General features: G+C 64.7%; 14 protein-coding genes and 1 pseudogene. 3 read left to right on the top strand and 12 right to left on the bottom strand.

The window, feature by feature from the left end; translation table 11 throughout:
* Positions 1–20: 20 nt before the first annotated feature.
* The 9 genes from A4U64_RS27170 to A4U64_RS27135 all read right to left on the bottom strand — a co-directional run bounded on the left by A4U64_RS27170 (position 21) and on the right by A4U64_RS27135 (position 9,655).
* Positions 21–1,277 (bottom strand): transposase, encoded by a 1,257-nt coding sequence (locus tag A4U64_RS27170; protein ID WP_442971939.1) that lies wholly within the window; start codon positions 1,275–1,277, stop codon positions 21–23.
* 344 nt (positions 1,278–1,621) lie between these two features.
* Positions 1,622–1,729, bottom strand: a complete 108-nt coding sequence (locus A4U64_RS29300; RefSeq protein ID WP_442971937.1) for a VOC family protein — start codon at positions 1,727–1,729, stop codon at positions 1,622–1,624.
* Positions 1,730–1,932: 203 nt separating this feature from the next.
* Positions 1,933–2,997, bottom strand: coding sequence for an NAD(P)-dependent alcohol dehydrogenase (locus tag A4U64_RS27165; protein ID WP_065923684.1), 1,065 nt, complete (start codon positions 2,995–2,997; stop codon positions 1,933–1,935).
* A gap of 92 nt (positions 2,998–3,089) precedes the next feature.
* Positions 3,090–4,145 carry a 2,3-butanediol dehydrogenase gene (locus tag A4U64_RS28065; RefSeq protein ID WP_084648751.1) on the bottom strand — a complete coding sequence of 352 codons (1,056 nt, stop codon included), beginning with the start codon at positions 4,143–4,145 and terminating at the stop codon, positions 3,090–3,092.
* A gap of 266 nt (positions 4,146–4,411) precedes the next feature.
* Complete coding sequence (locus A4U64_RS27155; protein ID WP_065923682.1) at positions 4,412–5,464, bottom strand: hypothetical protein; 1,053 nt, start codon at positions 5,462–5,464, stop codon at positions 4,412–4,414.
* Between the two features lie 78 nt (positions 5,465–5,542).
* Positions 5,543–6,670, bottom strand: coding sequence for a mandelate racemase/muconate lactonizing enzyme family protein (locus tag A4U64_RS27150; RefSeq protein ID WP_065923681.1), 1,128 nt, complete (start codon positions 6,668–6,670; stop codon positions 5,543–5,545).
* On the bottom strand, positions 6,654–7,427 hold the full coding sequence (locus A4U64_RS27145; RefSeq protein WP_065923680.1) for an SDR family NAD(P)-dependent oxidoreductase: 774 nt from the start codon (positions 7,425–7,427) through the stop codon (positions 6,654–6,656). Before A4U64_RS27145 ends, A4U64_RS27150 begins: the two co-directional genes overlap by 17 nt.
* Positions 7,424–8,617: a Gfo/Idh/MocA family protein gene (locus tag A4U64_RS27140; RefSeq protein WP_065923679.1), complete on the bottom strand. Its 1,194-nt coding sequence runs from the start codon at positions 8,615–8,617 to the stop codon at positions 7,424–7,426. The genes A4U64_RS27145 and A4U64_RS27140 overlap by 4 nt, the downstream gene beginning before the upstream one ends.
* Positions 8,618–8,671: 54 nt before the next feature.
* Positions 8,672–9,655, bottom strand: a complete 984-nt coding sequence (locus tag A4U64_RS27135; protein WP_065923678.1) for a sugar phosphate isomerase/epimerase family protein — start codon at positions 9,653–9,655, stop codon at positions 8,672–8,674.
* Positions 9,656–9,943: 288 nt separating this feature from the next.
* Here A4U64_RS27135 and A4U64_RS27130 point away from each other — a divergent pair, with 288 nt between their 5' ends.
* The 3 genes from A4U64_RS27130 (at position 9,944) to A4U64_RS27120 (ending at position 15,200) form a co-directional block, all read left to right on the top strand.
* Positions 9,944–10,732, top strand: coding sequence for an SDR family NAD(P)-dependent oxidoreductase (locus A4U64_RS27130; protein ID WP_065923677.1), 789 nt, complete (start codon positions 9,944–9,946; stop codon positions 10,730–10,732).
* A gap of 747 nt (positions 10,733–11,479) precedes the next feature.
* Entirely contained in the window at positions 11,480–13,474 is a 1,995-nt protein-coding gene (locus tag A4U64_RS27125; RefSeq protein ID WP_335740041.1) for an alpha-ketoacid dehydrogenase subunit alpha/beta, read from the top strand.
* Between the two features lie 31 nt (positions 13,475–13,505).
* Positions 13,506–15,200 (top strand): muconolactone Delta-isomerase family protein, encoded by a 1,695-nt coding sequence (locus tag A4U64_RS27120; protein WP_084648750.1) that lies wholly within the window; start codon positions 13,506–13,508, stop codon positions 15,198–15,200.
* On the opposite strand, the pseudogene A4U64_RS29295 reads toward A4U64_RS27120, so the two are convergent.
* The 3 genes and pseudogenes from A4U64_RS29295 to A4U64_RS27110 form a co-directional block, all read right to left on the bottom strand.
* Positions 15,154–15,771 (bottom strand): annotated as a pseudogene (locus A4U64_RS29295) (transposase); the annotation flags it as partial. The gene A4U64_RS27120 and the pseudogene A4U64_RS29295 overlap by 47 nt on opposite strands.
* Before the next feature lie 754 nt (positions 15,772–16,525).
* Positions 16,526–17,410: an SMP-30/gluconolactonase/LRE family protein gene (locus tag A4U64_RS27115; protein ID WP_065923675.1), complete on the bottom strand. Its 885-nt coding sequence runs from the start codon at positions 17,408–17,410 to the stop codon at positions 16,526–16,528.
* Between the two features lie 120 nt (positions 17,411–17,530).
* Entirely contained in the window at positions 17,531–18,943 is a 1,413-nt protein-coding gene (locus A4U64_RS27110; protein WP_084648748.1) for an MFS transporter, read from the bottom strand.
* Positions 18,944–19,267 lie beyond the last annotated feature (324 nt).

Here is a 19,267-nt window from a genome sequence, read left to right as displayed (position 1 = left end):
GAAGCCCCTGCCGCGCTGCATCATTCGAGGTGGATGACGCGTTTCCGCAGCAGGTCCAGGTTCGCCCGTCCGTACATCTGCCGTTTGAGCATCTTGATCCGGTTCACATGGCCTTCGACCGGTCCGGAGTTGTGCACGAGCGTCAGGCCGGCGGTGACCGCATCGAGGTCTCGGCGTAGCCCGATAACGAAGGACCGTAGTGCCGATGATCCGGTGGCATCGACATCGGTCATCCACTCGGCCAGGTCGTGTCCGCGCCGGTCGACCATGATCTCGGCGAACCCGCGAATGTGTTCACGTACCGTCATCAGGGCGGGACTACGGTCGCAGATGTCGGTGAGCCTTTGGTTGTCCTTGTCAGCGAGATCGTCCGGATGGCAGGTCAACCACATGGTGACCTGCCTGGTGCTCGGCGTACGCGGTGGTACCGGCCGGGTGCGGACGGCGGTGCGCAATGGCTGCAGGAATCGGCGGACGGTTTGCGCGCTTCCCTGATAGCCGCGCTCGGTGATCTCCCGGGTCAGACGCGCAGCATCGGTGCACCCGGCGTCGAAGCGTTCTCGCAGGTAGACCTCGTGCGCAGTAAGCAGCGTGGCTCCTGCCATCCGGCTGGTGGCCAACAGTTCGTCGGTGTCGGTGGCGTGGACGAATCGACGCACGGTCCTGCGATCGAGATTCAGTTGCCTCGCGATTTCCGAAATCGACATTCCCTGGGTATGCAGCTCGTGTACGGCTGCGTGGCGTTCACGGGTCCGGGTCGTCAACCGGCCATCAGGAACCATCGGGATGACCGGATGGTCGGCGGTCCCGTCGCTGATGTCGGTCGATGCAGCCGGCGCACGAAGATCGGCGCGGTGCCGGATCACCGTCTTCTCTACGGCACCGATCAGGTTGCGCCACAGGTGCCATCGGTCGGCGACCTGCACCGCATCCGGTGCCCCGGTGCGAACGGCGTCGGCATAGGCACCGGCCCGGTCGCGGCACACGATCTCGGCACCGGGATGCGCGTGCAGCCAGGCCGAGACCGTGTTGCTGGTCCGGTCGGGCAGTAGATCGATCGGTCGGCCCGAGGTCAGGTCTACGATGACGGTCCCGTAGACGTGGCCCCGACGGAGCGCGAAGTCGTCGATCCCCAGGATCGGTGTGGTCTCGATCGGCCGATCCGGAATCGACCGCACGACACGCAACAGCGTGTCCCTGCTGACGTGTATCCCCAGTCGGGCGGCGAGGCGGGCACCGGCGCGACCGGCCACAGCCAGTCCGATAGCCTCGATCATCGTGTCGAGCACCGCGGTTCGCCGAGCGTGTCGCTGTGTCAGTCCGGGTACCTGCTCGGCGAATGTTGTCGCACTACAGGTGCCGTCGTCGGCGTCGATACCGTGAGTGCACGCGCCTCGAAGCTGTGCCGCACTGCGGGCACCGCCCCTCGTTGCCTCGTGGATAGGCCGTGATCCGGATCGTGGCATCGATCAGGTGAACGGCGTCGATGACGACGCCCTTCAGGTGCGGCAGGAGGGCTGCCAGGGGCGCGAAGTCACACCGGGATGATCTTGGTCCATCGTTGATGGTCGCTGGTCAGCGGCATGCTGCCGCCTTCACGGAAAGTGCGCCAGATCCATTTTCAATGAGCGCCAGCAGCGGGTTCGGTGAGCATGTAGCAGCCAAGCACATCGCGGTACCAGGCGAGTGCGGCGTTGATGTCTGGGACGCTGATTCCGATGTGATTCATCGCGCGAGCGGTGGGCACTGGTGGTCTCTTCTTTCGTTCCATCGAGTCGGGAAGGCAATCGGTCCGGATGTTGTGCACCGGTTCGGTAGGTTCGAGTTGGGGCCGGTGATCTGCTCGATCAGCGTGACAGCGCTCGGCCCCGGAGCGGTTGCCCGTGGGCGTCGCACCGAGGCGAGTCATGGGGTGGAGGGAGAGGGGCGGGTTCAACCGAAGGTAATCAGCGGTTTGATGATTCCGTCGCTCTTGTCGTGCATCCGGGCGAACGCTTCCTCGATGTCCGCGAATGCGTACTTGTGGGTGGTCATCAGTGAGGGGTCGAATCTGCCTCGCGCGATGAGGCCAAGGAGGCGGCCGAGGCGTTCGTTTCCACCGGGGCAGAGCCCACCGCGAATCTTGATGTCGGCGTGGCCCAAGCCGAAGGCTTGGATGTCGATCGGGAGGGGGGCTGAACTCTCGTGATAGCCGATGTTCGATAGGCGTCCTCGCGGTTTGAGGATCCGGAGTGCGGTGTCGAAGGTTCTCGTGGTGCCGACGGCCTCGATGGCGGCGTCGACGCCCTCGCCGGCCGTGAGCGCGAGCACCTGTTCGGCAACGTCGCCGTGGGTGAAGTCGACGATATCGTCCGCTCCGAACTGCCGGGCGAGGTCGAAGCGGGCGGGAACCGAGTCGACGACGATGATCCTGCCGGCGCCGAGCAGTCGGCAGCCGATGGTGGCGGACAGCCCTACCGGGCCCTGGCCGATGATCGCAACGGACTCGCCGAGCTGCAGCTCGCAGTTCTCCGCACCCATGAACCCGGTTGTCAGCATGTCGGTGACGTACACGGCTTGTTCGTCGGTCACTTCGTCAGGAATCGGGGTCAGGTTTCCGTTCGCGTTGTTGACCAGAAAGTATTCGGCCATGTTCCCGTCACGTGCTCCGGTGGCGCGATAACCGCCGAGCATTCCCTGACAGTGCGAGGTGCTGCCTGCCTGGCAAGCGGAGCATTCGAAACATGGGGTGATCGCTCCGACGGCCACTCGTTGCCCCACGGTGAAGCAATCGACCTCCGACCCGACCGCGTGCACGATGCCGACCGACTCGTGGCCCAGGGTGCGATTGGGGGGTATCGGAATGCCGCCGCCGACGGTGTGGACGTCGGATGTGCACACCATTGCCGCGGTGGTGCGGACCACCGCGTCGTTCGGTCCCGGTGCGGGGATTGGCTTGTCCACGACCGCGACCTTGCCGATCTCGGCCATGACGAGCGCCTTCATCGTATCGGTCATTTCTTGCCTCCACTGCGATGGTTGATGGGCACCAATGCGGACTCCCGCGAGCCGTCGAATGCCATGCCCCGGTTGGGTTCGAGACTCAGCAATCACAAGGTCGGCGATACCAAGATCTTGATCGAGGATTCGTTATCCTCGATCAATGTGTTCAAACCCTTGCTCACGAGATCGTTCAGCCCTATTCGGCTTGTAATGAATGGTGCCAGATCAATTTTCCCGTCTTGGACGAGCGCGATGACCGCTTTGTGATTATTCACGTATGCGAAAGTTCCTCGAAGATCGATTTCTTTCAGAACTATTTTTTGCATGTCGACCGAGGCGCGAGCTCCCCAGATCGACACGTTGACCACCACTCCAGTAGGGCGGACCGCGTCCAATACGGTGTCGAGTACTACATCGACGCCGGCACATTCGAAACCAATATCTACACCGATCCCTCCGGTGAGTTCGCGGACTCGGTCACCGATAGGGCCGTCGGCAGGGTGCAGCACATGATCAGCTATCTCAGCGGCCTGGGCCAGTCTTGCGGCACTTATTTCGCTGACAATCGTTGTCACACCGGTTCCCCGGAGAACGGCGGCGAGCAGAAGCCCGACCGGGCCCGCACCAGCTATCAGAGCGGTCGATCCAGGTTGCGCTCCACTGCGTTCCACTGCGTGGTACGCGACCGCCAGCGGTTCGATGAGAGCTGCCTGGTCGAGTGGTATATCGCCCACTGGATGTACCCAACGCGGGTCGACCACGATGCGTTCGCTCAGTCCTCCACCGCCACCGGCCAATCCGATCACACCGATGCGTGTGCACAGATGGTATTTTCCTGCCCGGCACGGTATGCATTCATCGCACACGACATAGGGTTCGACCACGACGTGGTCGCCGACCTTCAATCCGTGCACACCCTCGCCGAGTTCGGCAACTGTTCCCGAGAATTCGTGGCCCAGCGTGACGGGCGGTACTTCGGAGGTCAGTGGGTGGGGATTGTCGGCCGCCGGTACGAATATGGGGCCCTCGAGGTATTCGTGAACGTCTGTGCCGCAAATTCCGCACCAGGCGATGTCCACGGCTACAGTCCCCGGGCGCACGGTTGGCGCGGGAACGTCGTCTATTCGTATGTCATGCTGTGCATGAAAGCGAGCGGCTCTCATAATTTTCTCCTAGCAGGTTCCTACGGGGTTTCAATTCAGAAAAGCGCACGAGGCGGCAGCCGTGGCCTGCCTACGAAGTTGTGAAGTCATCAAACTTGCATATCCGTCGAAGACCGGTAAGTCAGTCCCGGGTAGTAGCAGGACCGCACCTCGCTGAGATCATCTAGGCGATGTCCTCAGGTCTACCCCACCGACCTAGTGGAAACTGAGCTAACAAGGTTCTCGTCGAACGCACCCGATGCGATTCGATCCGTGGTTTGCCTGCGTCAGAGCACATCCCGAACTGATGTTGTCGGCAAGGTTGTGCGATGGTCAGGGGGGCTCCGCTGCTCGTCTGCCGGGATCGCGCGGGTCAGTTCCCCCTGGCGGTCGACACCGGTGATTGGGCTGGCGAGGTGGTCGGTGATCAGGCGGAGAGTGAGCCAGGTGTTGTGGGATTGGTGGGGCCCCAGGGAGATGTGTTGGCCACGGGCGCGGGCTCCGTCGAGGCCGTCGAATGGCCATGATCGGTTGGGTTCGAGACCGAGCATGTCGGCTCTGCCGTACCAGGGAAATTCGTCGGTTCCACGTAGAAGCCACATCCACAGCGACGGCCAGGTGTCGAGGTCCCAGGCCAGGGCGACGCCTGGCCGTGCTCCGTCGGCCGGGGGTCGGAACGCCACCCAGCCTTCGGTCAGACCGTGCTGGTAGGTCAGTCGATGCACGGTCGCATCGGGCACCGTGCTGAGATCGACGGCGCCGCCGTCGCGGCCGGGAATGCGGGGCCAGTTTCCGCCGGTCGGCCCTGCATCGCCGGGGTTGGCTGCCTCGACTGCCACGGTGCACGGCGGCAGGTCGATTCGCCCGCCGGGGAGGGCGGGCACCGTCGGATGATGGCCCCAGATGAACTCGCGTGGGCGATCGCTGTCGTTGGTCACGGTTTCCTCGATGACGAGAACCGGGATCGTGGTGAGCAGGCGCATGCTCCGGACGACGACCAGGGGCGAACGGGTCCCCACTCGGAGGACGCATGCGTCGTCGCGGCTGGCGAGGGTTTCCCACGGCGAAACCGACGCTTCTCCGTGGAACGGTGTGAGCACGCCGTCGATGGTGGATTCGGCGCCGCTGTTGGGGAACAGTTCCTGCCACCCCCCGCGGTAGCTGCTGAGCCAGTCGTCGGTGCTGTTGCCGTAGCGTTGTCCGTCCCGCGCACGTTGCGGGGTGGCCCAGTCATAGTGGGCGAGGGCGTTACCGGCGAAGCCCGGTGCCGTGATCGAGGTGATCTGGGCGCCGTATTCGGGTTCGAGCGTCACTCGCAGGTGCTCGTTCTGGAGGATCATTCCCGGATCACCTCCTCGGGTCGGGTCGAGTGGTGTGGGACGCCGACCTGTCGGACCTGGTGGATTCGTCGTGGGTGTTCACGCGATCTCCGTGTGCCATTGCGCGGACGCGTAGTGGGACACCGCATCCAGATCGAGGGGCAGGGCGAGCCCGGGTTCGGTCGGGGTCTTCCAGTGCCCGTCGACGATCGGTGCCTTCTCGGTGAGCAGAGCCCACAGCGGTTCGGCGCCGACGTAGTCGGGTATGACCTCGACCACGGCGACGGAGGTCGATGCCGCGGCGAGTGGTGCGTGGAAATGCGGCCACACGTGTGGGGCGATGTGGGCCGACCAATGCTCAGCGGCCGTGACCGCGGCGATGCCGGCGGTGTATCCGCCGCTGGCGGTGACGTCGACGCGCAGGTAGCTGACCCCACCGGCAAGCAGGTCTTCGTATCCGCTGGGTCCGGGCAGATCTTCACCGGAGGCAACGGGAAGCCCCGACCGTTGGGCGAATTCTGCGACTTGGCGCCATTGCGCGCTCGGAAAGGGATCCTCGACGAAGCGGACGTCACGCTCGCGCAGGCCCGCGCAGTGCTCGACCGCCTGGAGGGGGGAGTCGAAGGCGCCGTGGAAGTCGACGGCCACCGCGATCGTCTCGGGGTGAGCGGCCCGGACACGGTCGTACAGGTCGAGGTCGACGGCGCGGTCGTGACCGTGCAGGATCAGCTTCAAGGTGGTGTAGCCGTCGTCGACGAATCGTCGTGTCTCGTCGACGACTTCGTCGACCGACCGGGTGTCGGAGAAGTATCCGGCTACGGCCATCAAGGGCACGTCGGTGCTGTTGCCGCCGAGCACGGTGGCCAGGGGTGTGCCCAGTCGTTGGGCCTCGATGTCCCACAACGCGATATCGACCAGGGATGCGGCTCGTGCGAAGGAGCCCCATCCCGGGGCCAGTTGTTTGTGGAGCGCCCGACTCACCACGGTGGGATGACCGGGGAGGCCGGTCAGGTGCCGGCAGATGGTCTGGAGGGCTTCGAGCAGCGGGGTGCCCCGGGTGTATCCGACCGCGTAGCCGGTGAAGCCGTCGTCACTGGTCAGGCGGAGCACCACGTAGTCGCGGGTGGTGTAGGAGATAGCCCCGAGAACGAGGGTTTGCGGCATCGGCAGCGGGCACAACCAGGCCTGCGCCTCGACCACGGCGGGACGATCAGTGGGAACGCTCATGACCAACACTTCCATCTAGGACCAAACCACCGTCGGCGCGGATAATCTGGCCGGTGACATATCGGGCGCCCGGTTCGGCGAGGAGTGCGATGGCCGCCGCCACCTCTTCGGAGGTACCGATGCGCCCGGCAGGGATCCGCTCTCGGTACCGTCGGCGCACCTCGTCGGTCCAGGCCGCGTCGTTGAGCGGTGTCTCGGTGGCGCCGGGAGAGACGGCATTGACGGTGATGCCTGCCGGCCCCAACTCCACGGCCAATGCCCGGGTCAGTCCGGTGATGGCGCCCTTGGCGCTGACGTAGGCGCTGAGATCTCTCGGTGGTTGTTCGAAGACCACGGAACTGACGTTGACGATGCTGCCCGACTTTTGTGCGCTCATGTGCCGGGCGGCGACCTGACATCCCCACACGTATCCGAAGAAGTTCGTGGTGAACAGGTCCGTCCAGTCCTCGGCAGTGGTCTCGGCGAAGGGCTTGACCAGCAGGCGGGCCGCGTTGTTCACCCAGAAGTCGATGCCGCCGAATTTCTCGGCGACCTCGTCACCGAACCGGACGATGTCGGCTCGTTCACGGACGTCGACCGACTGAAGGTATGGGTCTCCTCCGGCGGCACGCAGTTCCTGCGCGAATTCCTCACGCTTGGACTCCTCGCCGCGGAAGGTCCCGGCGATCTGGGCGCCCCGTGCGGCGAGGTGCAGGGCCAATGCGCGGCCGATGCCGCCGGAGGCGCCGGTGACCACCGCCCTCAGTTGTTCGCTCATGCCGACAGTCCTCGGTAGGAGATCTTCTGCCGCTCACCGGTATCGGCGGCCCGCAGAATCGCATCGCAGATCTCGGCGCAGCGGTATCCGTCCTCGAGTGTGGCACCGTGGGGACCGATCGGTTTGTCGTGGCGGATGGCCGACAGCAGGTGTTCGAGTTCGTGGACGAAGCTGTCCTCCCAGCCGATCATGTGCCCGTGCGGCCACCAGTTCTCCCAGTACGGGTGGTAGATCTCCGAGACCAGGACGGTGCGGAACCCCTGTGCGTGATCGCCCGGGGTGGTGCCGATGAGGTGCACTTGCAGTTCGTTCATGCGCTCCTGATCGAAGATCACCGCGCCCTTGGTCGTGCTGATTTCGAATCGCATGTGGTTCTTGCGGCCGGGCGCAACCCTGGTGGCTTCCAAGGTGCCGAGGGCGCCGCTTTCGAAGCGGACGACGGCGTCGAAGGCGTCATCGACGTCGACGTGACCGCCTGGACGGTCCTCGACGAAAGTAGCCGTGTTGGCCGATACCGACTCCGGCTCACCGACCAGGTAGCGGGCCAGGTCGATGATGTGTGCTCCGAGGTCGCCGAGTGCACCGGAGCCGGCGGCCTCTTTGGTCAGTCGCCAGGACGCCGGTGTCTCGGGGTCGACCAGCCATTCCTGGTGGTAGCGGGCACGGAAGTGCCGCACCTCGCCGAGCGTTCCGTCGTCGAGCATCTCCTTGACGAGCCGGATGGCCGGGAAGAACCGGTAGTTGAACGCGGTCATGGCCTTGACCCCGGTCTCGGCGACCGCGGACCACAGCTCGAATGCTTCGTCGGCGGTGCGGCCGAGAGGCTTTTCGCAGATCACATGCTTACCGGCCCGTGCCGCCGCGACGGTCGGTTCCAGGTGCTGGTCGTTGGGGCCCCCGTTGTCGAACACCTGGACGTCGGGGTCGTTGACGACCTCCCGCCAGTCGGTGGTGCTCTTGTCGTATCCGTAGCGTCGTGCTGCCTCGGCGACCGCGTCCGCGTTCCGGCCGGCGATGTGCACCAGTCGCGGGCGCAGGGCAGGGGGCCAGAAGGTGTAGCCGATCTTGTGGAACGCGTTGGTGTGGGCGCGTCCCATGAACGCGTAACCGAGCATGCCGATGCCGATGGACGGGACTTCGTCGACGTCGGCGCGGGCGTCGCCCTGGGTGAAGAAGGATGAGGAACTCATGTCGGGGAAACTCCGGATCGAGGATGGGATTCGGTCGAACTGGTCGGGCGGAGCTCAGACGAGCCAGAAGTGCTTGGCTTCGGGGCTCATCGGTTCCTTGACGATCAGGGGACGCAGGTAGTCGATGGCCTTTTCCGCCCCGTCGCGTTCACTCATCACCGGGTCTTCGTGCTCGTAGGAGAGGACGTAGTCGTAGCCGTACTCGAGGAGGGCGGTGATCACCCGCTTCCACGGAACCTGGCCCCATCCGACGACGCGGTATCGGGCGGCGCGTCGCGGATTGCGCCACGATCCGGTCGAGAGCACACCGTCGCGGCGGATCTCGTCCTCCTGGACCTCGAAGTCCTTGGCGTGGACGTGCAGGATGCGGTCGCCGAAGGTTTTGATGAATACCACCGGGTCGATCTGCTGCCAGATGAAGTGGCTGGGGTCAAAGTTGAATCCCCAGTCGTCGCGGTCGAGTTTCTCGACGGCGGTCTGGGCGGTGGTGATGTTGTAGGCGATCTCGGTGGGGTGCGTCTCGTGGGCGAACTTGACTCCGAGCTTGGCGAACTCGTCGAGGATCGGGTTCCATCGCTCGACGAACAGATCCCAGCCGGCGTTGTAGATCTCGAGGTGCTTCGGCGGCCAGGTGTACCAGGATCCCCACACCGTCGAGCCGAAGAAACCGTTGACTACAGGAATCTCCAGATCGGATGCGGCGCGAGCGGTCCGGAGGAGATGGTCGCGGCCGTACTCGTACATCTCCTGCTTGTCGGTGGTCGGCGACCAGTCGTCGAAACTGGAATCGTTCGGCGGCAACACTTGCTGGGACGAGAGGTGGTCGGACAGTGCCGAGATCGTCAGTCCGCGGGACTCGAGCATCTTCTTCAGATTGCGGCGATACTGCGGATCCTTGCCGGCCAATTCGAGATCGAAGTGGCCGGACCCTTGCCAGGTGGTCAACTCCACGGCTTCGTAGCCGAGAGTCGATACGTAGTCGGCAACCTCTTCGAGAGGCTGGGAATCGAACAACGCGGTCAGGATGCCGAGTTTCATGGTGATGGTCTCCTTCGAAGCGACGTCTGGAGGTCGCGAAGGTCGATGTGCGCTGGGATCCGACGCGGGGGGACGAGGATCTGGTAGAGCGCCAATTCGACGAGGATGCGGGCTTACGTCACTATGACCCAGCCCACACCGCTTTGTCAACATGTGGATTCATCTATCGCATTATGATAACTTTCGGCTGTGGTGGCGTCGGCGCCTCCCGATATATGCCGATCACCGACGCGGCGAGGCCGGATTCGACCATCACCCGAACACAGCGAATTCGCAGAGGAGACGACCATGAACGAACCACGCGTCGCGGTGGTGACCGGCGGAGCACAGGGAATCGGCAAGGCGGTGGGACAGGCTCTCGCTGCGGCCGGATTCTCGGTTGCGTTGACCGATATCCAGCACGACCGGGTCGAAGCCACCGCGCAGGAGCTTTCCTCGGACACCGGAGCGCGGGTGCGGGGATACGCTGCTGACGTGACCGACCTCGTCGCCGTGGAGGCGTCGGTCGGGCGCATCCACGACGAGCTCGGACGAGTCGACGTCCTGGTGAACAACGCCGGCATCATCACCTCCAACTACGTACCGGCGGAGGAGGTATCCGAAGAGGATTTCGATCTGATGATGGCGACCCACGTCAAGGGTGCATTCCTCTACTCCAAGAGCGTCATCCCGTATATGAAGCGGCAGAAGTACGGACGCATCGTGATGGTCTCGAGTGTGGTCGGTGCCCTCGGTTTCACCCGCCGTATCGGCTACTCGACGGCCAAGACCGCAGTGCTCGGACTGACTCGCTCGTTGGCGGTCGAAACGGGGCGATGGAACATCACCGTCAACTGCATCAGCCCCGGCTACATCCTGACCCAGCCCATCGCAGACCGAGTGGCAGCCGGGGATCTCGACGAGGAGGCACTGCTCGCGCGGGTGCCGCTCGCCAGGTGGGGCAGACCCGAAGATATTGCCGGCGTGATCGGCGCGCTGACCACTCCGGCATTCGACTACGTCACCGGAACCGAAATCCCCGTCGACGGCGGGTACCGCATCCAGGGCGACTACCTGCGCCCCGACCTCGAATCCTGATTGGCGGTGCGATCGATCGGGTAGCGAGCGCATCCAGGTACCGCAGGTAGATCGCCGCGCCTGGTGGACGGTTCGGCACTTCGTTGCAGAGAACGCCGCCGCCACCGGCGGCGGCCGATCTGCACTACAGGCTCACCACCGCGGCCGCCTCGCCCGACGCACGAGCCCCCCGTTCGCAGCACCGACAATTTGCTTAGCCGGAACTGGACCAGCCGCCGTTCATTCCCTTCGCCGATTTCCTGCCCGGCCGGGCATCACCTCGACCAGCTCGAGAGAACGGCCGCCTCGCGCGGGTAGAAATACCGCCATCGCCTCTGGCGGGCAGGAAATCGCTCCGCACGACCGAACTGCCGGGTGCGAGCACAGTAGGCGCCGCCATGGTCGGCACCTTCCGCCTTTCCCGGAGGAATCCATCTCGACCACCACGCCGTGACGGCGAACCGCGGCACCGGCCCGTCGGCGGCCCGCGCCGCGCACCCCTGGGGGCGTCCGGGGGGAATGGTCGACACGGCCGGTTTGCACAATCGGACCTCCCCGCCTCTCGTCATGTCATGTTCGACGGCGGCCAAATGGAGCGCTTTATCGTAATGCGATACTTGACTCCATATTGTGGAATCAGTTACCGTGATCGCAGCTACTCGAATAGGTGTCCTGCATAACAAGCAGACCTGGCCCCCACCACTCGTCGACAAGTGGGCCCATCCCTATTTCCTGAGATCCCTCACACGTCCGACGTAGGAGTTCACCGTGAGCACCACACCCCTATCTGTGGCCGACGCTTACCAGCAGATGGCAACCATCCGCCGTTTCGAGGAGCAGATCCTCGACCTCGGGCGAGAGGGTCTGATCGCCGGATCGATCCATCTCTGCCTGGGGCAAGAAGCCATCCCGGTCGGAGCGCTCGCGGCGCTCGAGGACCGCGACCGCGTCCTGTCCACCTACCGGGGGCACGGATGGGCACTGGCTTGCGGGACCGACCCCGAAGCGCTGATGGCGGAGATTGCGCAGCGCGCCGACGGGGTCAACGGCGGCCGCGCCGGATCGCCGTTACTCAGCGATCCGGATCGCGGATTCCTGGGAGAAAACTCCATCGTCGGCGCCGGAGTACCCATTGCCGCCGGTGTCGCCCTCGCCTCCCAGTACCAGGACACCGACCGTGTCGTGGTCACCTCGATCGGGGACGGGGCGATGAACCAGGGCGCGACCACCGAAGGCATGATCTTCGCCGCCGCCCGCAAGCTGCCGGTGATCTTCATCTGCGAGAACAACGGGTGGGCCGAGATGACCCCGACGTCACGGACCACGCGTGGCGAGAACCTGATCGAGCGCGGCATCGGCCTGGGCATCGAGAGTCACATCGTCGACGGCAACGATCCGCTGGCAGTTCAGCAAGCCGTCGCCGCCGCTGCCGCCGTCTGCCGACGCGGGGAAGGCCCAGTCCTTCTCGAATGCAAGACATTCCGACTTTCGGGCCACTACAACAAGGACGTCGAGCACTACCGTCCCAAGGAGGACGCCGAGGCGGCTCGGGCGGGCGATCCGCTGGCCCGGTTGATTCGCACCGCGCTGGCCGACGGTGCGATTTCCGAGGACGAAGTCGACGACATCGATGAACGGGTGTACACCCTCATCGACGAGATCGCTCGGCGGGTGCGCACCATGCCCGAGCCTTCCCCGGTCGACGTGCACCACCATGTGGTGGCGCCGGCAGGGCACAACGACAATCCGGCCGCGACCACCCCCGATCCGGTGAAGGACCTGACCTACCTGCGTGCGATCAACGTCGCACTCAAGACCGAATTGGATACCCGACCCGAGGTTGCCATCTGGGGCGAGGACGTGGGTTTCGCCGGAGGAATCTTCGGCGTCACCCGTGGTCTGCACAAGGAATACGGCGATCGACGTGTCTTCGACACCCCGATCGCCGAGGCAGCCATCCTCGGCGGCGCGGTCGGGGCCGCGATGGAGGGGATGCGTCCGGTCGTCGAGATCATGTGGGCGGATTTCCTCTTCGTCGCCCTCGACCAGATCATCAACCAGGCCGCCAACGTCCGCTACATCAACCGCTCGCGGTTGACCGCGCCGGTGGTCATCCGCATGCAGCAGGGTGTCACTCCCGGATCGTGCGCGCAGCACTCACAGAGCATCGAGGCAATCCTTGCGCACATTCCCGGTATCAAGGTCGGCTTGCCCGCCACCGCACAAGATGCCTACTCCATGACCCGGGCCGCGATCGGTGATCAGGACCCGACGGTGCTGATCGAGCACCGCTCCCTGTACCAGGAGAGCGGCGCCGTCGTCACCGGTGGGGAGGTCGAAATCGCCGGTGGTGCGCGCACCCACCGAGACGGTCGTGACCTGGCGATCATCACCTGGGGTTCGATGCTGCATCAGGCCCTCGCGGCGGCCGACGAACTCGCCAGTGCCGGAATCAACGCCACGGTACTCGATCTGCGGTGGCTGCGCCCTCTCGACGATGCGGCGATCGCCGAGGTCGTCAAGTCCACCGGCGGCCGCGTGATCGTCGTGCACGAAGCCAACCTGACCGGCGGTTTCGGCGCCGAGATCGCCGCGCACATCAGCGAACGGCACTTCGACGTTCTCCGCGGGCCGGTGCAGCGTCTGGGTCTGAAGGATCTGCGAATGCCGTCCGCCCCCGCTCTGCAGGCTGCCGTTCTGCCCGCTGTCGCCGACATCGTCGATTCCGGCCGCAAGCTCATGGCCCTGCCGGCTCCCCGCTGACCACCTGGACGCGACCTTCCCGGACGAAGACATGACTGAGTTTCTGGTCCAGATCGAGTTCACCGTTCCCCCCGAGATAGACCAGAACACCCTCCAGCGGCTACGCGAGCACGAAGCCCGGCGTGCCACGGAGCTCGCCACAGCCGGCGCCGTGCGCCGGCTGTGGCGCGTCCCCGGGCGATGGGCCAACTGGGGACTGTGGAGAGCTGACAGCGAATCCGACCTCCACCGGCTACTCGCATCGCTGCCGCTGTTTCCGTTGATGTCGATCACCATTCATCCCACCGCGCCCCATCCCAGCGATCCGGACGGATCGTCCGGGGCGAGCGCTGCCTCGAGGCGGCGCCTACCTGCTAAGGACGTACCCATGCCGGTCTCAGTGACCTTGCCCGACCTCGGTGACAGCGTCACCGAGGGAACGATCAGCCGCTGGCTCAAAACCGAAGGCGATCGGATCGAGGTGCAGGAACCCCTCCTCGAAGTGTCCACCGACAAGGTCGATACCGAGATCCCAGCGCCTGCTGCCGGAATCCTGACGAAGATCATCGCCCAGGAGGGCGATACCCTCGCGATCGGGACAGAACTCGCCATGATCGACGACGCACCGGACACGACCACCGCCGTGACCGCGGTACCGGTCCCGGCCGCAGCTGCTGCGCCCGACCACGATCAGGTCAAGGCAACGGACAAGAACACCACTCCCTACGTCACCCCCCTGGTGCGCCGCATGGCCGTCGAGCTCGGTGTCGATCTCCACCAGGTCGTCGGATCCGGAATCGGAGACCGGATCCGCAAATCCGATGTGCTGGCCTTCGCTGAGAAGAACAAAACCCAGCCACGCCTCCCCGCCCCCGTGTCCCCGAACACCTACCTCAGCCCCCTGATCAAGCTCAAAACCGAACAGCACGCACTCGAGGTCGACACCCTCACCGGCACCGGGCACAACGGCCGGATCCGCCTCTCGGACCTGCCTGGCACGGCGACATCGGCCTCGGGCGCCGCGCAGCGCACCGATCGCACCGAGAAGCTCACCCGGCTGCGGTCGGTCATCGCCACCCGGATGGTCGAATCACTGCACACCTCAGCGCAGCTCACCACCGTCATCGAGGTCGACGTCACCGAAATCGGGGCGCTGCGTGCCAAATACGGCACCAACTTCGTGAACCGTACCGGGGTGAAGCTCTCCTACACTCCCTTCTTCGTCCGTGCCGCGGTCGACGCTCTGACGAAATTCCCCGCGTTCAATGCATCGCTCGACCAGGACGCCAAGACCGTGACCTACCACGCCGACCTTCATCTGAGCATGGCCACCGACACCGACCGAGGTCTCCTCGCGCCGGTGATCCGCAACGCCGGCACTCTCGATCTGGCGGGCGTCGCCCAGGCGACCGCGGACCTGGCCCACCGTGCACGGGCCAACACCCTGACCGCTGACGAGCTGACCGGTGGAACCTTCACCCTGACCAATACGGGCTCGCGGGGAGCGCTCTTCGACACACCGATCATCAACCAGCCGCAAGTGGCCATCCTGGGTACAGGCGCCGTCGTCGACCGACCGATGGTCGTCAAGAATGCGGCCGGGGACAAGTCCGTTGAGATCCGGTCAATGGTCTATCTCGCACTGACCTACGACCACCGACTCATCGACGGCGCAGACGCGGCCCGCTTCCTCACCGCCATCAAGGCGAATCTCGAGGGCGCCGAGTTCGCCTCCGAACTGATCTGAGACCCGCCGAACTCCAGACACCACGGGTAGATTGGGCGGCAACACCGCCCCTGGTGTCTGGAGAGGCACGGGCGCCACTGGAAGTCGCAGGTCGGCGTGCGTTCGCTGGAATCTCGGCGGGAAGCCACCATGCCTGTGAGTCTCGGAGGCCGAGCCACCACCCCGACGGATCGCCCGTCGGGGTGGTAAACCGGTGTGCCACGAGATAAGCCCCGTGGGGGTGGTGGGCTTGGAGGTCGAATCCTCGGTGCCTACTCGCCCGGTTGATCGCGGCGGCGTTCCCAGTATCGCCGCTGGGATCCAGCAGCGCCCTGGACCCGTCGGAGAGGTTGGGCGCTTGCCGGGACTGCCAGTCGTCGTGCGGCCAGGACCGCACCGACGAGTCGGATCACGGCCGCCTCGTTCGGGAATGTGCCCGCCGCGGGCTCTGCTTGGGTACGTGCGCCAACAGGTTTCACGCGAAATGCACCCGACTCCGCTGGTGCCCCGACCCCTGGAACGAGCGCCGCAACGCCGCGACCAGACCGGCATGCTGATCGCCACCACCTCGCCGAGCCCGAGCATCGCCTCGCCCTCAGCGGGACGCGCGAACAGGGACGGCAAGTCGCTATCAAGACGCGGCTCGAAGCGAAGACGCCGTCCCACTCTTCCCACTCGCCAAAGCCGCCGGGAAACCGCAGTCTCCGAACCGTTTCGGTGTCGAGTACGCAGCCAGCAGCCGTTCTTCGCCCGGACGCACCGTTACTGCCTCCCTGAACGCGCACGACTGGACGAGCACGGCACGCGAACGCACGGCCCACACCTACTCCACCTCGCCGCAGTGTTCGGCATCAGCCCCGGGCACCTCGAGCCGCTATGCCGCCCCGACCCGGCACCTCCTCGAGACCCTTGCAGAACATTACGAACTCCAGATTGACCGTGGGCACCGCACGGCCAGTGGTGCCGAGTCCGACAGTTTTCAAGTTCGCGCCGAGATTCCCTCAGTTCGGGTGTGCTCCGGCGTTTCACACGATGCCGTATCGGTGTCGGCGCCAGAGGTCGGCGTCGTCGCTGCCGAGCACCGTCACTGTGTTCGTCTAACCCGGCCGGCAACGCTCGGACCAGCCGTAACAAGGGTGGAACCAGCAGTTGACCTTGGGATTCGACACGTGGTCATTTCACCCGCCGTTGACGGCGGTTTTCCGCATCTTGGTGCGTTTGACCGATATCTCGGTAAACGACCACGGTAGAAACCCTCCCCAAGGCCAGAACCTTGCGGCGGCCCGCCGGTCGTTGGTCCAACGACCGGCGAAGCCGTCCTGCGACAATCGCCACGGCACGGTTCGCTAGTTGTCGGCCAGCGGTACCGCATACAGGCGCGACTGCCAGACGGAGCGGGGATCACCCTGCCCATAGGGAAGACCCGCACACAGAAAGAGGGTGTCCGGGTTGTCTCCGACGGCAACGGAAAAGGCTGTCTGATCGTCCAGGGAAATCCGCTCGATCACCTCGCCGCCCTCGGCCACCCGTAGCGCACCTTGCCGGGCGGCATCGGCCACCCACAACGTCCCGTCCCTGTTCAGCGCTATGCCGTCCGGAAGGCATACCCCGGAGTCGAGCGCCTGTCCCACGGTGTCAAAGTGCTCTCCTCGGCTGAAGTCGGCCCAGGTCCGGCGGGCGGTCAGAGCACCGTCTGACCCCAGGTCGAAGGCGGTGATCCGAGCGGCGAATGTCTCGGCGACCAGCAGTGTCCTCTGGTCAGGGGTGATCACGATCCCGTTGGGGAAGACCAAGTCCTCGGCAGCGACCTCGGTGGTGCCGTCCGGGTCCACCCGGACGAGCACTGTCGGTGAGATGGTCGGAATGGTCGATTCGTCCCAGCCGAAGTTGCCCACGAAGCAACGCCCCACCTCGTCGACGGCCATGTCGTTGGCGTGCCACGGCATATGGGGGCTCAGATCGGCCACCTCTACTAAACCCTCAGCGCTCAGACGGAGCAGTTTCCGGTCGAGCATCGACACGACGAGCAGGTCCCCGTCCGGGGTCCATCCAAGTCCTGAGGGCTGCCCAGGGACTTCGCAGACCACCCGCCGGACTCCGCCACCGTCGAAACTCAATACCTGGTGAGCGAAGAAGTCAGAAACGTAGAGCCTCCCCTGATGCCACCGGGGCGCCTCGAGGAATCCGTGCCCTTCGCTGACCACGTGCAGTGTCTCGGGTCTGCTGTTCATGTCGGTGCCTCCAGTCCTGCCGCTGTCGCGGTCATGCCGTACTTCGATTGTCATGTCCGCGTCCAGGGTTTTCCGGATCTTCCCGACCGCTCGCGGGTAGCTGCCAAGGTCGGCGCAGCGTTAGCCCACTACATCGGAATTGCCGACACGCTCGGCGCTCTCGCTTACCGAGGCCCGCGTGCCACCGTGGACCACCCCACTGGCCGGCTGAGCCGCCCTCAGGACAGCAGCCTGCTCACCGGTGCGCGTGAGCATGCGGTGCAGAAGACTCGACCCGATGCAGCCGAGGGCGCCGAAGCCTGCGAGCAGGTAGAGCCCGGGATCGCTGCTGCCGGTAGTTTCTTCGATCAAGCCCATGGCGTACGGACCGATGAATCCGCCGGTCAGCCCGATGCTGTTGATGAGCGCGAGCCCGCCTGCGAGCGCAGTTCCGGCCAAACGCAGTGACGGCAGCGAGAACAACAACGGTTGAACACCGAAGAACACCGACGCGGCGAGCGTCATCCCCAGAATGCCTCCGATCGGGCCCGTCGCCGCCGCGACCACCAGGCCGAGCGGAATGGCGAAGAAGGCCGGCAACATGACCTTCGTCCATGATCCGAAACGATTGGCGAGCCGAGGGATGGTCAGAGCACCGATGGCTGCGGCAACCCAGGGGATCCCGGCAAGAAGACCGAGTGAGACGTTCGAGATACCAGGAAAGGTCTGCGCAATGATTCCGGGGAAGAAGAACGTGACAGCGTAGATGCAGAGCTGGTGCGTGAAGTAGGTCAGTGCGACGAGAACGACGAGTCGATTCTTGATCATCGCGCGCAACGAGAAGACGTGCCGGTGCTCGCCACCCTCATTGTCGAATTCGATCAAGCCTTCGATCTGCCGCCGCTCGTTGTCCGTGAGCCACGTTGCGTCGCCAGGCTTGTCGGGAAGGACGAAAAATACGTAGATGCCGACGAGAATGGTGGGGATGCCTTCGCTGAGGAACAGCCACTGCCACCCGTGAAGACCGAGAACGCCTTCCAGATCAAGGATGAAACCACCGAATATCGGACCGAAGATGAGTGCAGCTGCGGCACCGAGTAGGAAGATCCCCATGGCGCGGGCACGTTCGGCCTTCGGGAACCAATAGGTGAGGTACAGCATGACGCCCGGGAACAGACCCGCTTCGGCGATCCCCAGCAGGAAGCGCAGTGCATAGAAGCTCCACTCACCTTGGACCCAGAACGTGGCCGTCGAGATCGCACCCCAGCTGACCATGATCCGAGCCATCCAGCGCCGAGCCCCAACCCGATGCATGATCAGGTTGCTGGGCACCTCGCACAGTGCGTATGCCAGAAAGAACAGTCCCGCGCCGAGACCGTAGGCGGCTGCCCCGATTCCCAGATCCGCCTCGAGGTCAGGCTTGGCGATGCCGATGTTGCTGCGATTGAGGAACGACAGGATGTACATGCCGACCAGCAGCGGCATGAGTCGCCGAGTCACCTTGGCCAACAGCGCCGCGCGCTCCTGGGGACTTACCAATGCATCCGCACTCATCTCGAGACCTCCTGCAGTGTGTCGATGACGTGCTCGTGCCCGCTCGACGAGGGTTGACGCTGGTCAGGGAAAGGCAACTGGTCGATGCGGACCCGCGCGTTGTCGGATCCGACCGAGGCGCAGACGTGCTCGTTGCCTCGAGTCCGACGATGGCGAAGTTCGGGACCGAGCCCTTCGACCTTGAACACGAGCGACGCGTCGAGATCTTGGACTGACAGTCCCGTGTGGAATATGGACGTGGCATGCGGCATGTTCGGCCGCTCCCTTCTGGCTCATTGATCCGGCTCGCTTCGGAGGATGTCGAGGTCGTCGACCGGTGACCTG

Source organism: Rhodococcus sp. WB1 (genome assembly GCF_001700945.1).
GTDB classification, from domain to species: domain Bacteria; phylum Actinomycetota; class Actinomycetes; order Mycobacteriales; family Mycobacteriaceae; genus Rhodococcus; species Rhodococcus aetherivorans.
This window is presented reverse-complemented; position numbering and strand designations above follow the sequence as displayed.

Bases quoted from the DNA above. Each gene is read 5' to 3' on its own strand.
- A4U64_RS27150 (WP_065923681.1), bottom strand. From the start codon at position 6,670: ATGAGCGTTCCCACTGATCGTCCCGCCGTGGTCGAGGCGCAGGCCTGG.
- A4U64_RS29300 (WP_442971937.1), bottom strand. From the start codon at position 1,729: ATGAATCACATCGGAATCAGCGTCCCAGACATCAACGCCGCACTCGCC.
- A4U64_RS27135 (WP_065923678.1), bottom strand. From the start codon at position 9,655: ATGAAACTCGGCATCCTGACCGCGTTGTTCGATTCCCAGCCTCTCGAA.
- A4U64_RS27155 (WP_065923682.1), bottom strand. From the start codon at position 5,464: ATGATCCTCCAGAACGAGCACCTGCGAGTGACGCTCGAACCCGAATAC.
- A4U64_RS27130 (WP_065923677.1), top strand. From the start codon at position 9,944: ATGAACGAACCACGCGTCGCGGTGGTGACCGGCGGAGCACAGGGAATC.
- A4U64_RS27110 (WP_084648748.1), bottom strand. From the start codon at position 18,943: ATGAGTGCGGATGCATTGGTAAGTCCCCAGGAGCGCGCGGCGCTGTTG.
- A4U64_RS27165 (WP_065923684.1), bottom strand. From the start codon at position 2,997: ATGACCGATACGATGAAGGCGCTCGTCATGGCCGAGATCGGCAAGGTC.
- A4U64_RS27170 (WP_442971939.1), bottom strand. From the start codon at position 1,277: ATGATCGAGGCTATCGGACTGGCTGTGGCCGGTCGCGCCGGTGCCCGC.
- A4U64_RS28065 (WP_084648751.1), bottom strand. From the start codon at position 4,145: ATGAGAGCCGCTCGCTTTCATGCACAGCATGACATACGAATAGACGAC.
- A4U64_RS27120 (WP_084648750.1), top strand. From the start codon at position 13,506: ATGACTGAGTTTCTGGTCCAGATCGAGTTCACCGTTCCCCCCGAGATA.
- A4U64_RS27145 (WP_065923680.1), bottom strand. From the start codon at position 7,427: ATGAGCGAACAACTGAGGGCGGTGGTCACCGGCGCCTCCGGCGGCATC.
- A4U64_RS27140 (WP_065923679.1), bottom strand. From the start codon at position 8,617: ATGAGTTCCTCATCCTTCTTCACCCAGGGCGACGCCCGCGCCGACGTC.
- A4U64_RS27115 (WP_065923675.1), bottom strand. From the start codon at position 17,410: ATGAACAGCAGACCCGAGACACTGCACGTGGTCAGCGAAGGGCACGGA.